This window comes from Flavobacterium antarcticum DSM 19726 (genome assembly GCF_000419685.1).
GTDB lineage: Bacteria > Bacteroidota > Bacteroidia > Flavobacteriales > Flavobacteriaceae > Flavobacterium > Flavobacterium antarcticum.
In genome coordinates this window covers 229,872-244,572 of the sequence record NZ_ATTM01000003.1, presented here as the reverse complement: position 1 = coordinate 244,572, position 14,701 = coordinate 229,872, and the positions used below count along the sequence as shown (strand labels likewise).

Here is a 14,701-nt window from a genome sequence, read left to right as displayed (position 1 = left end):
TTATTGGTCGGATTTAAGTGCAACAAAATAAACATCTTCCAGTTGGGGTTCAGCATTTATGAACGTGTCGTTCGGAGCTGTTTCACTGTAAACTTTGATGTTTAAGGTGTTGTCTTGGTTATACTTTTCGGAAATAACATTAAAATTCGCTTTGTATTCTTCTAAATCTTCGCGTATAATAATTTTTGTCCAAATGTGTCCTCTCAAACGGTCTTCTGCTTCTTTTGGAGTTCCGTGTGCCAAAATTTTTCCACCGTTTAAAATTGCCATATTGTGACACAATTCTTTCACGTCGTCCACAATGTGTGTTGAAAATATAACGGTATGATTGGTTCCAATTTCACGTAAAACATTTAAAAATCGGTGGCGTTCTGCAGGATCTAAACCAGCAGTTGGTTCATCCACAATAATCAATTTTGGATTGTTCAGTAATAATTGTGCAATTCCAAAACGTTGTTTCATACCACCAGAATAACCGCTGACATGTTTATTTCTTTGGTCGTATAAATTGGTTACTTCTAAAACTTTTTTAACAATCGCATCTCTTTCTTTAGCAGAAGAAATTCCTTTTAATCTTGCAAAATAATCTAAAAGATTTTTAGCCGACATATTGGGATAAACGCCAAATTCTTGTGGCAAATAACCCAGCACTTTTCGAAGTTCCATTTCATTTTCCAGTATATTGATTCCGTCAAATTCAATACTTCCAGAATCGGGTTTTTGCAAAGTAGCGATGGTTCGCATTAGCGATGATTTTCCAGCGCCATTTGGTCCCAAAAGACCAAACATTCCTGCTCCAATTTCTAAATTTAAGTGGTCTAATGCTTTAACGCCGTTTTTATAGGTCTTACTTAAATTTGTAATTTTAAGTTTCATATAATTGATTTTTTTAGGTTTTAAAATTTCTTTTTACTGATAAATTAGATTGTCTTATTGTAAAGAATTGGCATTAAGTATCTAAATCTTTATAAGTTGTTTAACTAATTAGTGGCGAATGAGCCGACTTTGTTACATAAATTATAAAAGTAATTTATAAACCCTGATTGTTCGTACCTTTGCGACTCTAAAAAAATTACTTTTTATAATGATTGAAGATAAAAATCAGCAACGTACGAGTCTTGGACAATTAGGTGAATTTGGTTTAATTGACCATTTAACGCAAAATTTTAAAGTTGTTCAACCTTCCACTTTGAAAGGCATTGGTGACGACGCTGCAGTTTTAGATTTTGGCGGTAAAAAAGCGGTGATTTCAACTGATTTGTTAATCGAAGGCGTTCATTTTGATTTGGCTTACATGCCATTGAAACATTTGGGTTACAAAGCGGTGGTTGTTAACTTATCGGATATTTGTGCGATGAATGCGAAACCAACACAGATTACAGTTTCTATAGCCGTTTCAAATCGTTTTCCATTAGAAGCACTTGATGAACTTTTTGAGGGAATCAATTTGGCTGCAAATCATTATAAAGTGGATGTAATTGGTGGAGATACAACTTCTTCTCAGAAGGGATTGATTATTAGTATTACTGCAATTGGAGAGGCGAATGCAGAAGATCTTGTGTACCGAGATGGAGCAGGAGAATCTGATTTATTAGTGGTTACAGGTGATGTGGGTTCAGCATACATGGGATTGCAGGTTTTAGAACGGGAAAAACAAGTCTTTTTGGTCAATCCAAATTCACAACCTGATTTAGATTTGTACGCTTATTTAGTAGAACGTCAATTGAAACCTGAAGCGAGGACGGATGTCCGAACTTTATTTCATGCTTTAGAATTAAAACCGACTTCAATGATTGATATTTCTGACGGACTTTCTTCAGAAATTATTCACTTGTGTAAAAGTTCGAAAGTAGGCTGTAATTTATACGAAGACAAATTACCGATTGATCCTCAATTAATTAACGTTTGCGAGGAATTCAACATTGATTCTACAACAGTGGCAATTAATGGTGGCGAAGATTATGAGTTGCTTTTTACCATCAAAATGGAAGATTTTGAAAAAATTAAAGCGAATCCACACTTTACTATTATTGGTCACATGACGCAAGAAAGTGAAGGCGTACATTTAATCACACGTGCCAATACTAAAATTGAATTACGTGCGAGAGGTTGGAATGCATTGGAAGAAAATTAATCTTCCAATGCAGATTTTTTTAATGATCGTCCACCATCATTTGTAGAACGGTTTCGCTTAAATACGTACCACCGTTTAATACTTTTTCAAAAGCATAAATTAATTCTTCAAAAGTCAAATCATTTTTGACGACTAATCCTTGTGGTTTCACGGTATCAAAAAAGTATTTGAATTTTAATTTTTCACTGTGCATTGTAAGCAAAAATATTTTGCATTCGGGCATTCTTTTTCGCAGAAGTACTGCTAAATCGACACCTGATTCAATATTTTTTTCAGGATAAGTGGGAATGCTGATGTCAAAAAAAGCAACGTCAAAATGGACAGGGCTATTTTCAATAATTTCATAACCTGATTTTCCTGAAATCGCTTCAGTACAAATTATCTCGTACTCGTCTTTCTTAAAACCATTCAAAGTATTTTTGTAGGCTTGAAGAATAAAGGGATGGTCGTCGACCATTAATAATTGAATTTTTTTCTTCATTTTGATTTATTTGGGGTTGTTTTTGGGTACTTTAAACAATAAGGTAGTGCCACTACCTATTTTCGAATCAATATGCATTGTTCCATTTAAGGTTTTCATTCGGCTCGTCATGTTCTTTAATCCGATGCCTTTCTTTTTCTTTTTTACGTCAAAACCTTGTCCGTTGTCTTTAATTTTTAATTCTAAAACATCGTTTTTTAGTTTAAAACTCAGCTCTATTTTTGATGCATTTGCATACTTATTTATGTTCTGAAATGACTCTTGCAATACGCGATACAAATTGATTTTAGTGATGTTGTCAAGTTCATTCCAATCAATTTTTTCGTCTTTTTCAACATTAATAAGAGTTCCGTATGCAGTTCTTTGATTTTCAATAAAATTGGAAACCATTAATACAAAGTTATTGAAAACGGCTGTTTTCTCTGTATTTAAATCGTGTGAAATTTCGCGGATTTCCCCTTCAAGGGTTTGTAATTGATCAATAAAAGTAGTTCTTTTTTCAATATCTTCTGCATCAGTACTTGAATTGAGTCGGCCTAAATCCATCCGTGTTCCAAATAATTTACCTAGAATACTGTCGTGTAATTCCTGGCCAATTTTTATTTTCTCGAGTTGGCGTACTTCTTCCACCTTTTCTTGTTGGGTTAACATCAGTTGATAGATTTCTTCATTAGCCGCTTGTTGCTCTTGAACCAATAATAATTCGCGATTTTTAGAAGCTTGAATCCGAATCACATAAACAAAAATTCCAATCACCAACAGTGAAAAACCCAGGTAGATCAGGGATTGTCTTTGTTCCACTAACTTGTCTTTTTGTTCAATAAGCTCATCTGTTTCAAACTCAATTCGAGCTAGCTTATTTCTAATTTGACGCTCTGAAAGTTGTAAGCTGTCGTTAATTCGAATATAATTTGAGGAATAGAAGGAAGAGTTTTTTGGATCTACTTTTGAAAGTTGCTTAAGTGAAAGTAATTCTTCGTTACTTAATTTTTTTTCTTTTGCTAATGAATAAGCTTCTTTTGCAAATTTTTGGGATAGCGGGATGTTTTGTTTGAAAGCATAGAACTCTGAAAGATTAAGTTTACTTCCTACAATACCGGGAAAATATTTTATACTATCTCTGATTTTTAAAGATTCGTAAAACAAACCTGGTAGAGAATTTAAATCATTTAATTTAAATTTAGAATAGGCAATGTTGTCAATTACTGTGGCATATAAGGAAACCTTATTTTCGAAAATGTTTTTTGACTTTAAACTTTCATTATAATACGCTAATGCCTTTTTATAGTTTTTCCTTTTTTGGTAAACGGCTCCTAAATTATTTAGTGAAGTAGCTTTTGATTGGAATTCGAAAGGAACATTTTGTTTTTTTAAAATTAGTAGTGCCTTATTATGATATTCAATAGCTTTATCAAATTCACTCAACTCGAAATAAATAACTCCTAGAACATTATTGGCCTCGTATGTTAACTCATCACTGCTTGTTTTTTTTAAAATTTCTAACGCATTAATCGCTGATCTTTCACTACCAATAAAATCTTTCTCGTTAAATTGAATTACAGATTTGTTTAAAAGTGTTTTAGCAACTTTTGAATCATCGTGTAGTTTAGAATAAATTTTTTCGGCGAAAAAATAATTTTGATAAGCTTTCTCTGATTCGAACTTGCTACCAAAATAATCTCCTAAATAGCTATATGCTTTTGCTAAGCTCGTTGAGTCTTTTGCTGCAGTTGCGTGAGAAATTATTAATTCAGTAGTTTCTCTGTAATTATCCATCGCATTCATATTAAAGTAGCGATTGGCAAGCTTAAAATAATTTTTTCGATTTAATGAATCGTTCGGAAGTGAACTTATAATTTTCTTTATACTATCAGCCGCGTTATGTCTGCTTTTAAAATCTAAAGATTCTTGATTTGCTTTTTCAAAGTAAAAATTTAAACTATCATTGTTTACATTTTCTAATGATATTGCCGTGTCGTCTTTACATGCAGCGAGTGATAGTGAAATAATTATAAAAAGACAGTAGAAAGTTTTCAATGAAAATTGATTTAATCCAGTCAAAAGTACGAAACAATCTCAATAAAAAAAGGACCATCTTTCGATAGTCCTTCAAATTATATTGACGATGAATTAATCATCTAGTTTTTTATTTTGTCCGATAACTACTCCGCCATTACCACCAGTTTTCAATTCAGCAATCAAATTATCTGATTTGCTTGATTTCTTAATTTGATTTGTGTTGTAAGATGACAAACCTAAAATTGCGATTGCGATTACAAATACGATTGCGATTACTTTTTTCATGATAGTAGGATTTTATATTTTAATATTTTTTTTACTTGTTTAAAATGATTTGTTTCATTTTGATAGTGTAAAACTACATCAGTAGAACTTGATAGTCAAACATTTAAAGTGGTATTGTGTAGATGCATCTCGTTCGTGAGTGAATGGATGGTTTTGAGGGGTAGTTGAAATTTTGAAAAGCGTTTAATTAATTATTGTATTTAGTTAAACAGTTATAAAAAAAAATGCTCCACGTATTAAGTAGAGCATTTTATATTTTAATCAGAAAATTATTACAATTCCTTGAAGTCATTATTAGAAATCAAACTTATAATTAAATCCACATTTTTCTTGTAAGATTTAGAAAATGGGAGTTGGACTTTACTGTTTTTAATGTAGCAAACATTATTTCCCAAATGAATTCGGGAAACATAATTCATATTAATGATATAACTGTTGTGAATTCTCACAAATTGTGGCGGCAACGTATTTTCAAAATGTTTCAAGGTTTTGAAAGCAGTAATTGTGTCACCGTTATTAATGTATAAATCCGTCGAATTATTGTCCGCTTGCAAATAAACAATATCTTCAGTATCTACAAATCGGTAGTCGCCATAGGATTTAATGCAAATGGTAGTTGGCGTATCTTCCACATTCCGTTCAAACTTCATGATGGTTTTACGCAACTCATGAATGTTTAGTGGTTTTAGCAAATAATCGAAAACTTCATTTTTTAAAGCTTCGTAAGCCAACTCTTTTCCTTTAGTCAAAACTACAATTCGCGGCATTGTTTTAACAAACCGATGCAATTCGTTAATTAGCGCCAAAGACAACCGACTTTCTTTATTTTCAGGATCAATTTCTAAAACAATCAATTTTGGATTGTGTTCTAGAACTAAATTTACAGCATCGTCATAATTATCAGCTTTACCCAACAAGAAATAGTTTGAAAAGCTGTCAAATGCGGACTGCGTTTCCAAAACGTCTTGCGGATTGTCGTCAATAATTATGTATGGATACTTCATTTCAGATCTAAAAATCTAACAGATTGCATGTTAGAACAGGTAAAAATATATATTTTAAAGTTATAAAATCGATTTTCATTGAAAAAAATACAATCAGTGTATCTAATTCCGACCAATTTCGTTGGGATATAAGTCACAAACGCAATCACTCTGCCAAAACTTTTTTGAATCTACATCCATAATTGTAATCGATCCTTTAAAAGCAGCACCAGTATCGACATTCCAAATATTAGCTTTCTGAACAGGAGTCTTTTCGCCAATGCGAGTTACCGGAGTATGTCCAATAAAAACCTCTTCATATAATAAAAACCTGGGCGGATAAAAGTGTGAGTCTTTGGGAATACGCGAATCAAAAGCCAGCGCCATTTCCCATAAGGTTCTGTCCCAATAAAGTAATTTCGGAAAATATTCACTCGTCACGCCTCTTAAATTTGTAAAACCAGCATGCACAAAAATTCTGTTTTTGTCGTCTAGATGGTAGTTTTCTAAAGATTTCAAAAACTGAATGTGAAAACGCTTTTTCTGTTCGCTGATACTTTCATACGCTTTGATGGTAGATTCTCCGCCATGCTTTTTCCACATTTCATTATACGTATCGGTCTCCAGATATTTTTGAAGTAGTTCATCGTGATTTCCTCGTAGAATAATACAGTTTTGCTTTCCACGAAGCTCAATTAAAAAATCTAACACTTGTGGCGATTCACTCCAACCATCTACATAATCTCCAAGAAAAACTAAAGTATCATTATTAGTTACTTCCGCTCGTTTTAAAACTTGTTTTAGTGCTTTTAATCCGCCGTGAATGTCGCCGATGACGAGGGTTCGTTTTGTTTTTATACTATCAATTAACATCATATTTCATTTTCCTTAAAATCCGCATTACTTCCTTAAAAGCAACGTAAACTATTTTATTTTCGGCAGCTTTCAATAAAGGTTTGGCTACAATCAATTGTTCTTTTGCATCTTCAAATCCGTTGAGGTAGCAAATCATTAACGTCGCAGGAACATTCTCTAAATCCTTTATTTCGCGATGCGATAATGCAAAACCTTTATTCATTTTTGAAATCAAAGCCAAATTAGAATTGTAAATGTGGTACAACATTTTCTTGTTGAATTCCGGTGGTGCAAAAAGCATTTCTCGGTCAATCTTATAATACCCATTTTCCTCAAAATGAATCGAAACGCGTTCTAAAGGATAAAAGCTTGTTTTATCATTCAATCCTAATGAAACATATTCGGTAATTGTAAAGTTGTCATCGTCATATTCAATTTGAACATCGTCTAGAACCGAATAAAACAACTTAATCTGTTCGTTAATTAATTCAATATCGACACGAGAATAAAAAGTCTGACCTTTAATTTTCTTTGGAATTCCAGCCCAACAAAGCACAAATAATTCTTTGAACACTTTGTACTTCGGTTGCATGTTTTTATGCCGATTGTTCATGAAATCCATCACACCATCCAAAGTATCGCCAATGCTATTTCTTGAATTATTTTCAATACTTAAAACCGTCGCTTCATTCTGGCTATTTTTCTCAAAACCTAATTCGGTTGGTTTTGTATTACTGCCAATTCGAACAAAAACAGATTGAGCAGGAATCGTATGAATTCCTTTTTTGAAAAAAGAAACAGAAGCATTTGGTTGAATCGTCACCAATCCAATTACTTTGTCTTTCGACAAATTAGGAAACTGAATGTTCTCATATCTAATCTTCGGTGGATTTTCTAAAAATGCATTTACCAAATTCTGAATCCGACTATCGTCAAAAAAATCATCACCAACAATCTCATTATCGTGGTCTTCCACACCAACCACAATATAGGAATTGTTGGTCGGGTTCGAGTTAGACAAAGCACAAATGTGTTTCAAAAATTTTGCTTTTCCCTCTCTTGTATGCAAATTCAACTGTCGTTTTTTGTCATAAAAACTATTCTCATCATTATGAGCGAGAAGATTTTTAATCAAAAGACGTTTGTTAATCATTTTTTTTGGAGATAGTTTTACACGGATTGCACGAATTTTCACGAATTAACTCGTGCCAATTTGTGAAATTCGTGGCTAAATTTTATTCTTCTTTGTTTCCTGCAAGGTCAAAAAAAAGATCTTGCACGATTAAGGTTTTCAATAATTACTAATCTGTGCAAATTCGTGAAATCTGTGTGAAAACCTATTTTACAAATTCTTATTCACAATAGTAGAAGAAGCTTGATCCACACTCATCACAACCAAATCTGCAATATTTACATGATAAGGCCGTGAAATCACAAAGTGAATTATATCTGCAATATCTTCCGGTTGCAATGGTTTAAAACCTTTGTACACTTGTCCTGCTCGTTCCGAATCTCCTTTAAAACGCACTTCTGAAAATTCCGTTTCCACCATTCCCGGATGAATCGCACCCACACGAATTCCAGTTCCGTTCAAATCCATTCGCATTCCTTGATTTATCGCGTCAACAGCGTGTTTTGTCGCACAATACACATTTCCTTTTGGATACACTTCTTTCGCAGCCGTCGATCCAATATTAATGATATGACCACTTTGACGCTCCAACATCTGTGGAATTACCGCTTTGGAAACATAAAGCAAACCCTTAATATTAATGTCAATCATCGCATCCCAATCTTCCGTCGAACCGTCTTGAATCGTATCCATTCCATGTGCATTTCCCGCATTGTTGATTAAAATATCAATTTGTGAAAAGTTTTCAGGGAGTGTTTTCATACTTTCCAAAAGCATATTCTGATTCCGAACGTCAAACTGCAACGAATGAACTTCCGTAAATGCACTCAACTCTGTTTCTAGTTCCTGCAAACGGTCGTTCCGTCTTCCACAGAGAATAATTCTAAAATTGTTTTGTGCTAAAAGTCGAGCCGTAGCGCGACCAATTCCGCTTGTCGCACCTGTAATTAAAACTGTTTTCATTTAATATATTTGTATTTTAACCACTTATTTTTGCCACGAATTACACGAATTTTCACAAATTAATTAGTGGGAATTCGTGCAATTCGTGGCTGCTTTTTATTTAATCAATTCGATGTCCCATACTTTCACTCCAAATCGCAAACCAATCTTCTTGCTCCAAATACATTTCAGTTGCTTTGTGAATATTCTGCAAACGAGCCGTATTCACAGTTCCAGCAAGTGGAATAATATTCGCCGGATGTTTTAAAATCCAAGCCAATAAAATCATATCACTTCCAATTTCGTATTTCTCAACCAATCGAGCCATTAACTTTTTTAAATCACGTGTTTGTCTCGTGTCTTCTCTAAAAACAGTCCCAAGCGGATTCCACGCCATCGGTTGGATTCCATGAATTTGCATGTAATCTAAACTTCCATCTGTCATCGCTTCAAAGTGAGTTGCTGAAAACTGAATTTGGTTATAATTCACATCCACTTTTGAGCGCAAAAGCTCGGTTTGAGAAGCAGTGAAATTTGACACACCGAAATCTAATATTTTCCCGTCTTTTTTCAATTGCGAAACTGCTTCTGCAATTTCTTCAGGATGCATCAATGGATTTGGTCTGTGGATAAGCAAAGCATCTAAATAGTCAGTTTGCAAATTATTCAACGAAGCATCAACCGATTTAATCATGCTTTCTTTCGAAGATTCATATTGTTTTATTCCTGTCGTGTCTTTTGGAGCATATAAAATCCCGCATTTTGAAATGAATTGTACCTTTTCGCGGTCTATTTTACTTGCTTTGAAAGCTTTTCCAAAGTCGGCTTCCGTCGTATAATCGCCATAAATTGCAGCATGGTCAAACGTCGTGATTTTGTTTTCTACACAAACGTTTATAATGTTGGACATTTCAGAAGTTGAAAATTTTTTGTCCCAACTTCCCCAGTTCATTGTACCTGCAATAATGCGTGAAAATCTTGAGTTCATAAGTATTGATTTATTGTTTTTGTAAATGTTGAATTTCTCTTAAGTTCCGACTCTAATTAATTCCTTGAAATCGTTAATGTTAGCAATTTTCATGAGTCTTATTTTAAGTTCTTAAATTTATAAAAACAAAATCACAATTCGTCCTTAAAACCAAAGGTTTCTTACAAGTTTTAACCAATTCTTAACATCAAACTTCTAAAAAAAAATTCAATTTGCATCGTTATAATTTTACACTGAAAGTTACCTTAATATTAGAGACAAAATGGAAGAAAATTCGGCTACTTTAGACATTAGAGCGATTAATGAAAAGATAGAACGCGAAAGTGCATTTATCGACCTGCTGAACATGGAAATGAACAAAGTAATTGTAGGTCAAAAACACATGATTGAACGATTGCTGATTGGACTTTTAGGCCAAGGACATATTTTACTTGAAGGAGTTCCAGGATTGGCAAAGACTTTAGCGATTAATACCTTGTCGCAAGCAATTGAGGCCTCGTTCAGTCGAATTCAATTTACACCCGATTTACTTCCGGCAGACGTTGTTGGAACAATGATATACAACATTAAAGCGAACGAATTTTCGATTAAGAAAGGTCCGATTTTCGCAAACTTCGTTTTGGCAGATGAGATTAACCGTGCTCCAGCAAAAGTACAATCCGCTTTGTTAGAAGCGATGCAGGAAAAGCAAGTAACTATTGGCGATACGACGTTTAAGTTAGACCGTCCGTTTTTAGTTTTGGCTACGCAAAATCCAATTGAGCAAGAAGGAACGTATCCTTTACCAGAAGCACAAGTCGACCGTTTTATGTTGAAAACCGTTATCGACTATCCAAAAATGGAAGACGAAAGAATGGTCGTTCGTCAGAATTTAAAAGGTGCTTTTGAAAAAGTAAATGCTGTTATTTCTGTTGAACAAATCGTTCGTGCTCAAGCAGCAGTTCGTGAGGTTTATATGGACGAAAAAATCGAGAAATATATTCTTGATATCATTTTTGCTACTCGTTATCCAGAACAATATAAATTAGAAAGCTTGAAACCGTTAATCAGTTTCGGAGCTTCTCCACGTGGAAGTATCAATTTGGCTACAGCCGCAAAATGTTATGCATTCATCAAACGCAGAGGTTACGTGATTCCAGAAGATGTTCGTGCTGTTGTGCACGATGTCTTGCGTCACAGAATCGGAATTACTTACGAAGCCGAAGCAGAAAACATCACTTCAGTTGACATCATTAATAAGATAATCAACGAAATCGAGGTGCCTTAAATTTAGTTTACAGTTATCAGTTATCAGTTTCCAGTTACTCGAGAAACTGACAACGCACAACCGACAACCGACAACTAAAGAAAGATGGATACAAAAGAGCTATTAAAAAAAGTACGAAAAATCGAAATCAAAACCCGAAGATTGAGCAATCACATCTTTTCGGGGGAATACCATACGTCGTTTAAAGGACGCGGAATGACTTTTTCGGAAGTGCGACAATACCAATACGGCGATGACATTCGAGCAATCGATTGGAATGTTACGGCTCGATACAATGAAGCTCACGTCAAAGTTTTCGAGGAAGAACGCGAGTTGACGATGATGTTGATGGTTGATATCAGTGGTTCATCAGGTTTTGGAACTAAAAATGCTTTTAAAGAAGATATTATTACGGAGATTTCGGCAACGATGGCTTTTTCGGCGACTCAAAATAATGATAAGATTGGATTGATTTTATTTTCCGACCAAATCGAACTTTATATTCCACCGAAAAAAGGGAAATCGCACGTATTGCGAATTATTCGTGAGTTGATTGAATTTCAACCCAAAAGTAATAAAACTGATGTTGCTCAAGCGTTGAAGTTTTTGTCAAGCACTCAAAAAAAGAAAGCAATTGTATTTCTGATTTCTGATTTTATGTCGGCTGATTATGAGCATACGTTGAAAATTGCTTCTAAAAAACACGATATTACCGGAATTCGAGTGTATGATATTCGGGAAGAGAAAATGCCAAATTTAGGTGTTGTTCCAATGCTTGACGCAGAATCGGGAAATGTTGAATTAATAAATACCGGTTCAAAACAAGTCCGCATGGAATATGAAAAATACTACCACGAAAAAGTAAAATATTTCAAAGAAACGTTTAGCAAATGCGGTTCAGGTGTAGTAAATACAAGAGTCGACGAAAGTTATGTGACTAAATTATTGGGTTATTTTAAATCGCGCTAATCCAACGTATTACTATTTTTAAAAAATGAAAATTAAAATATATATTTTATTATTGCTTTGTACCAACGCGCTTTTTGCTCAAAAAGTGACGACTTCCATTGATACAACAAAAAACAAAATTGGAGCCCAGTTCAATTTGACTTTAAAAGCCGAAGCGGATACTGCGACACAAGTGACTTTTCCGTCAGGGAAAAATTTCGGTGTTTTGGAAGTAATTCGTTCGTATAAAGTAGACACAATTAAAAACGGCGGTCGCTATGAATTGATTAAGAAATACGGATTGACGCAATTTGATTCAGGGAAATATACAATTCCGTCTTTAAAAGTGTTGTTTGGCAAAAACGTTTTGTTTTCTGATTCTTTATCAGTTACCGTTCAAAATGTTGCGGTTGATACTTTGAAACAGAAGATGTACGAAATAAAACCAATTGCAAAAGCAGAAAGTTCTTCGTCTTGGATTTGGAAATGGATTCTTGGAATTTTGCTTATCATCGGAATTGGAGCTTTGGTTTATTTTCTAATGCGAAAATTTCAAAAGAAGAAAATCGAAGCTGTTATTTACAAATCGCCAATTGAAAAAGCGACGAATTTGCTGAATAATTTGGAAAAAAGAGAACTTTGGCAAAAAGGTGCGATTAAAGAATATTACAGTGAATTGACTAATATCGCTCGAAATTACATTGAAGAAGCGATTGAAATTCCAGCGATGGAAAGCACAACTTCTGAATTAATTGCCGGTTTGCGAAAAGCATCTTTGAAAAAGAAAATGAAAGTTTCGCCAGAGACTTTGGAGAATTTAGAACGCGTTTTGATGCAAGCCGATTTAGTGAAGTTTGCCAAATCAAAACCACTAGATTTCGAAATTGCTGAAGACAAAAAGAAAATTGAGAAAACGATTCTTACGCTTGACAACGCGATTCCAGAAGCTGTAGAAGATGAAGGTGATATTTTAAACGAAGCCCAACGTCAGAAATTAATCAAACAAAAATTACGCAAGAAAAAAATTACTCGAATTGTAGTTTCAATTCTTGTTGTTTTTGTAGTGCTTTTTGGAACAGCGATTTTCTTCATTGCAACGAAAGGATTTGATTATTTGCAAGACAATCTTCTTGGACATCCGTCGAAAGAATTAGTGGAAGGCGAATGGGTAACGAGTGAATATGGCGATTCAGGAATTCACATCGAAACCCCAAAAGTACTGACGAGAATTGACGTTAAAAAGACGTTGCCAAAAGAAGCTTTTGCAGTAATTAAAGATATGCAAACGTTCAGTTACGGAAGTATTATGAGTAATTTTTCCGTGTCGATTTCAACGTTGCAATACAAGAAAGAGACGAAAGTTGATTTGAAAACTGCGGTTGAAGCGACAATGCAAATTTTCGAATCGCAAGGAGCAAAAAACATTATTGGCGACCAAGGCGAGTTTACAACACGCGAAGGAATTAGCGGAATGAAAGGTTACGGAACGTTTACGATTCTAAATCCTCTTGACAAGAAAAGCTACGAAATGTATTATGAAACGATTATTTTCGCGCAAGACGGCGGATTACAACAAATTAATATCGTTCAAAAACAAGGTGATAAATACGCAAAAGAAATTGCAGAACGCGTTTTACAATCGGTAGAACTTAAAAGAGACGACAAATGATGACGAATGTAACTTTTTTAAATCCCGGTTTCTTTTGGTTCTTTTTGTTGATTCCCATTGCGATTGCTTGGTATATTTGGACGCGAAATAATCAATCGGCAACTTTGAAAATGAGTTCGCTAAAAGGTTTTTCTACGTCGAAATCAGTTTTGGGTAAATTAAAACCTGTGTTGTTTGTTCTGCGAATTTTAGCTTTATCGGCTTTAATAATTGCAATGGCTCGACCACGAACGGTGGATATTAGTAGTCAAACCAAAACCACAAAAGGAATCGATATTGTTTTAGCGATTGACGTTTCGAGTAGTATGTTGGCCAAAGATTTAAAGCCAAACCGAATGGAAGCTTTGAAAAAAGTAGCTTCTGAATTTATCGAATCTAGACCAAATGACCGAATCGGATTAGTTTTATATGCGGGAGAAGGTTATACAAAAGTGCCAGTGACGAGTGATAAAGCCGTTGTTGTTGACGCGTTGAATAGTATAAAATTCGACAATGTGTTGCAAGACGGAACAGCAATTGGAACAGGATTGGCAACAGCCATAAACCGTGTAAAAGACAGTAAAGCGAAAAGTAAAGTGATTATTTTGCTAACAGATGGAGTCAATAATTCAGGAACAATTGAACCGGAAACCGCTTCTGATATTGCAAAAGAATACGGAATTAAAGTCTACACAATTGGTTTAGGAAGTAACGGAATGGCAATGTATCCGTATTCTGTTGCACCAAACGGCGATTTTATTTTCAGAATGATGAAAGTAGAAATCGACGAACAATTACTGAAAAATATTGCAAAAAACACAGGCGGAAGATATTACAGAGCCAATTCAAACGCGAAGTTAGAAACGATTTACGATGAAATTAATAAGTTGGAAACCACAGAAATCGAAGAACTAAAATTCTACGATTACGATGAAAAATACCGACCGTTTTTGATTTTCGCAGGAATATTATTGTTGCTTGAAGTAGGATTACGAAATACGGTTTACAGAAGTTTTATTTAAAATTTCGATTAGTTGAAA

Annotated in this window: 14 protein-coding genes; 5 read left to right on the top strand and 9 right to left on the bottom strand. The window is 34.3% G+C overall.

Annotation, left to right across the window (positions count from 1 at the left end; all coding sequences use genetic code 11):
• A complete protein-coding gene (locus YWA_RS0106390; protein ID WP_022827670.1) occupies window positions 1–876 on the bottom strand; it encodes an ABC transporter ATP-binding protein in 876 nt (291 codons plus the stop codon).
• 208 nt (window positions 877–1,084) lie between these two features.
• Here YWA_RS0106390 and thiL point away from each other — a divergent pair, with 208 nt between their 5' ends.
• Window positions 1,085–2,134 (top strand): thiamine-phosphate kinase, encoded by a 1,050-nt coding sequence (thiL, locus tag YWA_RS0106385; protein ID WP_022827669.1) that lies wholly within the window; start codon window positions 1,085–1,087, stop codon window positions 2,132–2,134.
• A 19-nt stretch (window positions 2,135–2,153) separates the two neighbouring features.
• Here thiL and YWA_RS14755 read toward each other — a convergent pair whose 3' ends face one another.
• From YWA_RS14755 to YWA_RS0106345, 8 genes are all read right to left on the bottom strand, one after another.
• Window positions 2,154–2,615 (bottom strand): response regulator, encoded by a 462-nt coding sequence (locus YWA_RS14755; RefSeq protein ID WP_022827668.1) that lies wholly within the window; start codon window positions 2,613–2,615, stop codon window positions 2,154–2,156.
• Between the two features lie 6 nt (window positions 2,616–2,621).
• Entirely contained in the window at window positions 2,622–4,652 is a 2,031-nt protein-coding gene (locus YWA_RS0106375) for an ATP-binding protein (protein WP_040472142.1), read from the bottom strand.
• A 93-nt stretch (window positions 4,653–4,745) separates the two neighbouring features.
• Window positions 4,746–4,919: a hypothetical protein gene (locus YWA_RS15660; RefSeq protein WP_022827666.1), complete on the bottom strand. Its 174-nt coding sequence runs from the start codon at window positions 4,917–4,919 to the stop codon at window positions 4,746–4,748.
• Between the two features lie 272 nt (window positions 4,920–5,191).
• Window positions 5,192–5,923 (bottom strand): LytR/AlgR family response regulator transcription factor, encoded by a 732-nt coding sequence (locus tag YWA_RS0106365; RefSeq protein ID WP_022827665.1) that lies wholly within the window; start codon window positions 5,921–5,923, stop codon window positions 5,192–5,194.
• Between the two features lie 102 nt (window positions 5,924–6,025).
• Window positions 6,026–6,778 (bottom strand): metallophosphoesterase family protein, encoded by a 753-nt coding sequence (locus YWA_RS0106360; protein ID WP_026718630.1) that lies wholly within the window; start codon window positions 6,776–6,778, stop codon window positions 6,026–6,028.
• Window positions 6,765–7,910 (bottom strand): ATP-binding protein, encoded by a 1,146-nt coding sequence (locus YWA_RS0106355; RefSeq protein ID WP_026718629.1) that lies wholly within the window; start codon window positions 7,908–7,910, stop codon window positions 6,765–6,767. Before YWA_RS0106355 ends, YWA_RS0106360 begins: the two co-directional genes overlap by 14 nt.
• Window positions 7,911–8,099: 189 nt before the next feature.
• On the bottom strand, window positions 8,100–8,852 hold the full coding sequence (locus YWA_RS0106350) for an SDR family NAD(P)-dependent oxidoreductase (protein ID WP_022827662.1): 753 nt from the start codon (window positions 8,850–8,852) through the stop codon (window positions 8,100–8,102).
• 100 nt (window positions 8,853–8,952) lie between these two features.
• Window positions 8,953–9,819 carry an aldo/keto reductase gene (locus YWA_RS0106345; protein ID WP_022827661.1) on the bottom strand — a complete coding sequence of 289 codons (867 nt, stop codon included), beginning with the start codon at window positions 9,817–9,819 and terminating at the stop codon, window positions 8,953–8,955.
• Between the two features lie 262 nt (window positions 9,820–10,081).
• Here YWA_RS0106345 and YWA_RS0106340 point away from each other — a divergent pair, with 262 nt between their 5' ends.
• The 4 genes from YWA_RS0106340 to YWA_RS0106325 all read left to right on the top strand — a co-directional run bounded on the left by YWA_RS0106340 (window position 10,082) and on the right by YWA_RS0106325 (window position 14,683).
• Complete coding sequence (locus tag YWA_RS0106340) at window positions 10,082–11,086, top strand: AAA family ATPase (RefSeq protein ID WP_022827660.1); 1,005 nt, start codon at window positions 10,082–10,084, stop codon at window positions 11,084–11,086.
• An 84-nt stretch (window positions 11,087–11,170) separates the two neighbouring features.
• A complete protein-coding gene (locus YWA_RS0106335) occupies window positions 11,171–12,034 on the top strand; it encodes a DUF58 domain-containing protein (protein ID WP_022827659.1) in 864 nt (287 codons plus the stop codon).
• Window positions 12,035–12,059: 25 nt separating this feature from the next.
• The gene (locus YWA_RS0106330; protein ID WP_022827658.1) at window positions 12,060–13,682 is read left to right on the top strand and encodes a BatD family protein; all 1,623 of its coding nucleotides are present in this window, start codon (window positions 12,060–12,062) and stop codon (window positions 13,680–13,682) included.
• Entirely contained in the window at window positions 13,682–14,683 is a 1,002-nt protein-coding gene (locus tag YWA_RS0106325; protein WP_026718628.1) for a vWA domain-containing protein, read from the top strand. The genes YWA_RS0106330 and YWA_RS0106325 overlap by 1 nt, the downstream gene beginning before the upstream one ends.
• The last annotated feature ends 18 nt before the right edge of the window (window positions 14,684–14,701 follow it).

Bases quoted from the DNA above. Each gene is read 5' to 3' on its own strand.
- thiL (WP_022827669.1), top strand. From the start codon at position 1,085: ATGATTGAAGATAAAAATCAGCAACGTACGAGTCTTGGACAATTAGGT.
- YWA_RS14755 (WP_022827668.1), bottom strand. From the start codon at position 2,615: ATGAAGAAAAAAATTCAATTATTAATGGTCGACGACCATCCCTTTATT.
- YWA_RS0106340 (WP_022827660.1), top strand. From the start codon at position 10,082: ATGGAAGAAAATTCGGCTACTTTAGACATTAGAGCGATTAATGAAAAG.
- YWA_RS0106360 (WP_026718630.1), bottom strand. From the start codon at position 6,778: ATGATGTTAATTGATAGTATAAAAACAAAACGAACCCTCGTCATCGGC.
- YWA_RS0106335 (WP_022827659.1), top strand. From the start codon at position 11,171: ATGGATACAAAAGAGCTATTAAAAAAAGTACGAAAAATCGAAATCAAA.
- YWA_RS0106390 (WP_022827670.1), bottom strand. From the start codon at position 876: ATGAAACTTAAAATTACAAATTTAAGTAAGACCTATAAAAACGGCGTT.
- YWA_RS0106330 (WP_022827658.1), top strand. From the start codon at position 12,060: ATGAAAATTAAAATATATATTTTATTATTGCTTTGTACCAACGCGCTT.
- YWA_RS0106325 (WP_026718628.1), top strand. From the start codon at position 13,682: ATGACGAATGTAACTTTTTTAAATCCCGGTTTCTTTTGGTTCTTTTTG.
- YWA_RS0106350 (WP_022827662.1), bottom strand. From the start codon at position 8,852: ATGAAAACAGTTTTAATTACAGGTGCGACAAGCGGAATTGGTCGCGCT.
- YWA_RS0106345 (WP_022827661.1), bottom strand. From the start codon at position 9,819: ATGAACTCAAGATTTTCACGCATTATTGCAGGTACAATGAACTGGGGA.
- YWA_RS0106365 (WP_022827665.1), bottom strand. From the start codon at position 5,923: ATGAAGTATCCATACATAATTATTGACGACAATCCGCAAGACGTTTTG.
- YWA_RS0106355 (WP_026718629.1), bottom strand. From the start codon at position 7,910: ATGATTAACAAACGTCTTTTGATTAAAAATCTTCTCGCTCATAATGAT.
- YWA_RS15660 (WP_022827666.1), bottom strand. From the start codon at position 4,919: ATGAAAAAAGTAATCGCAATCGTATTTGTAATCGCAATCGCAATTTTA.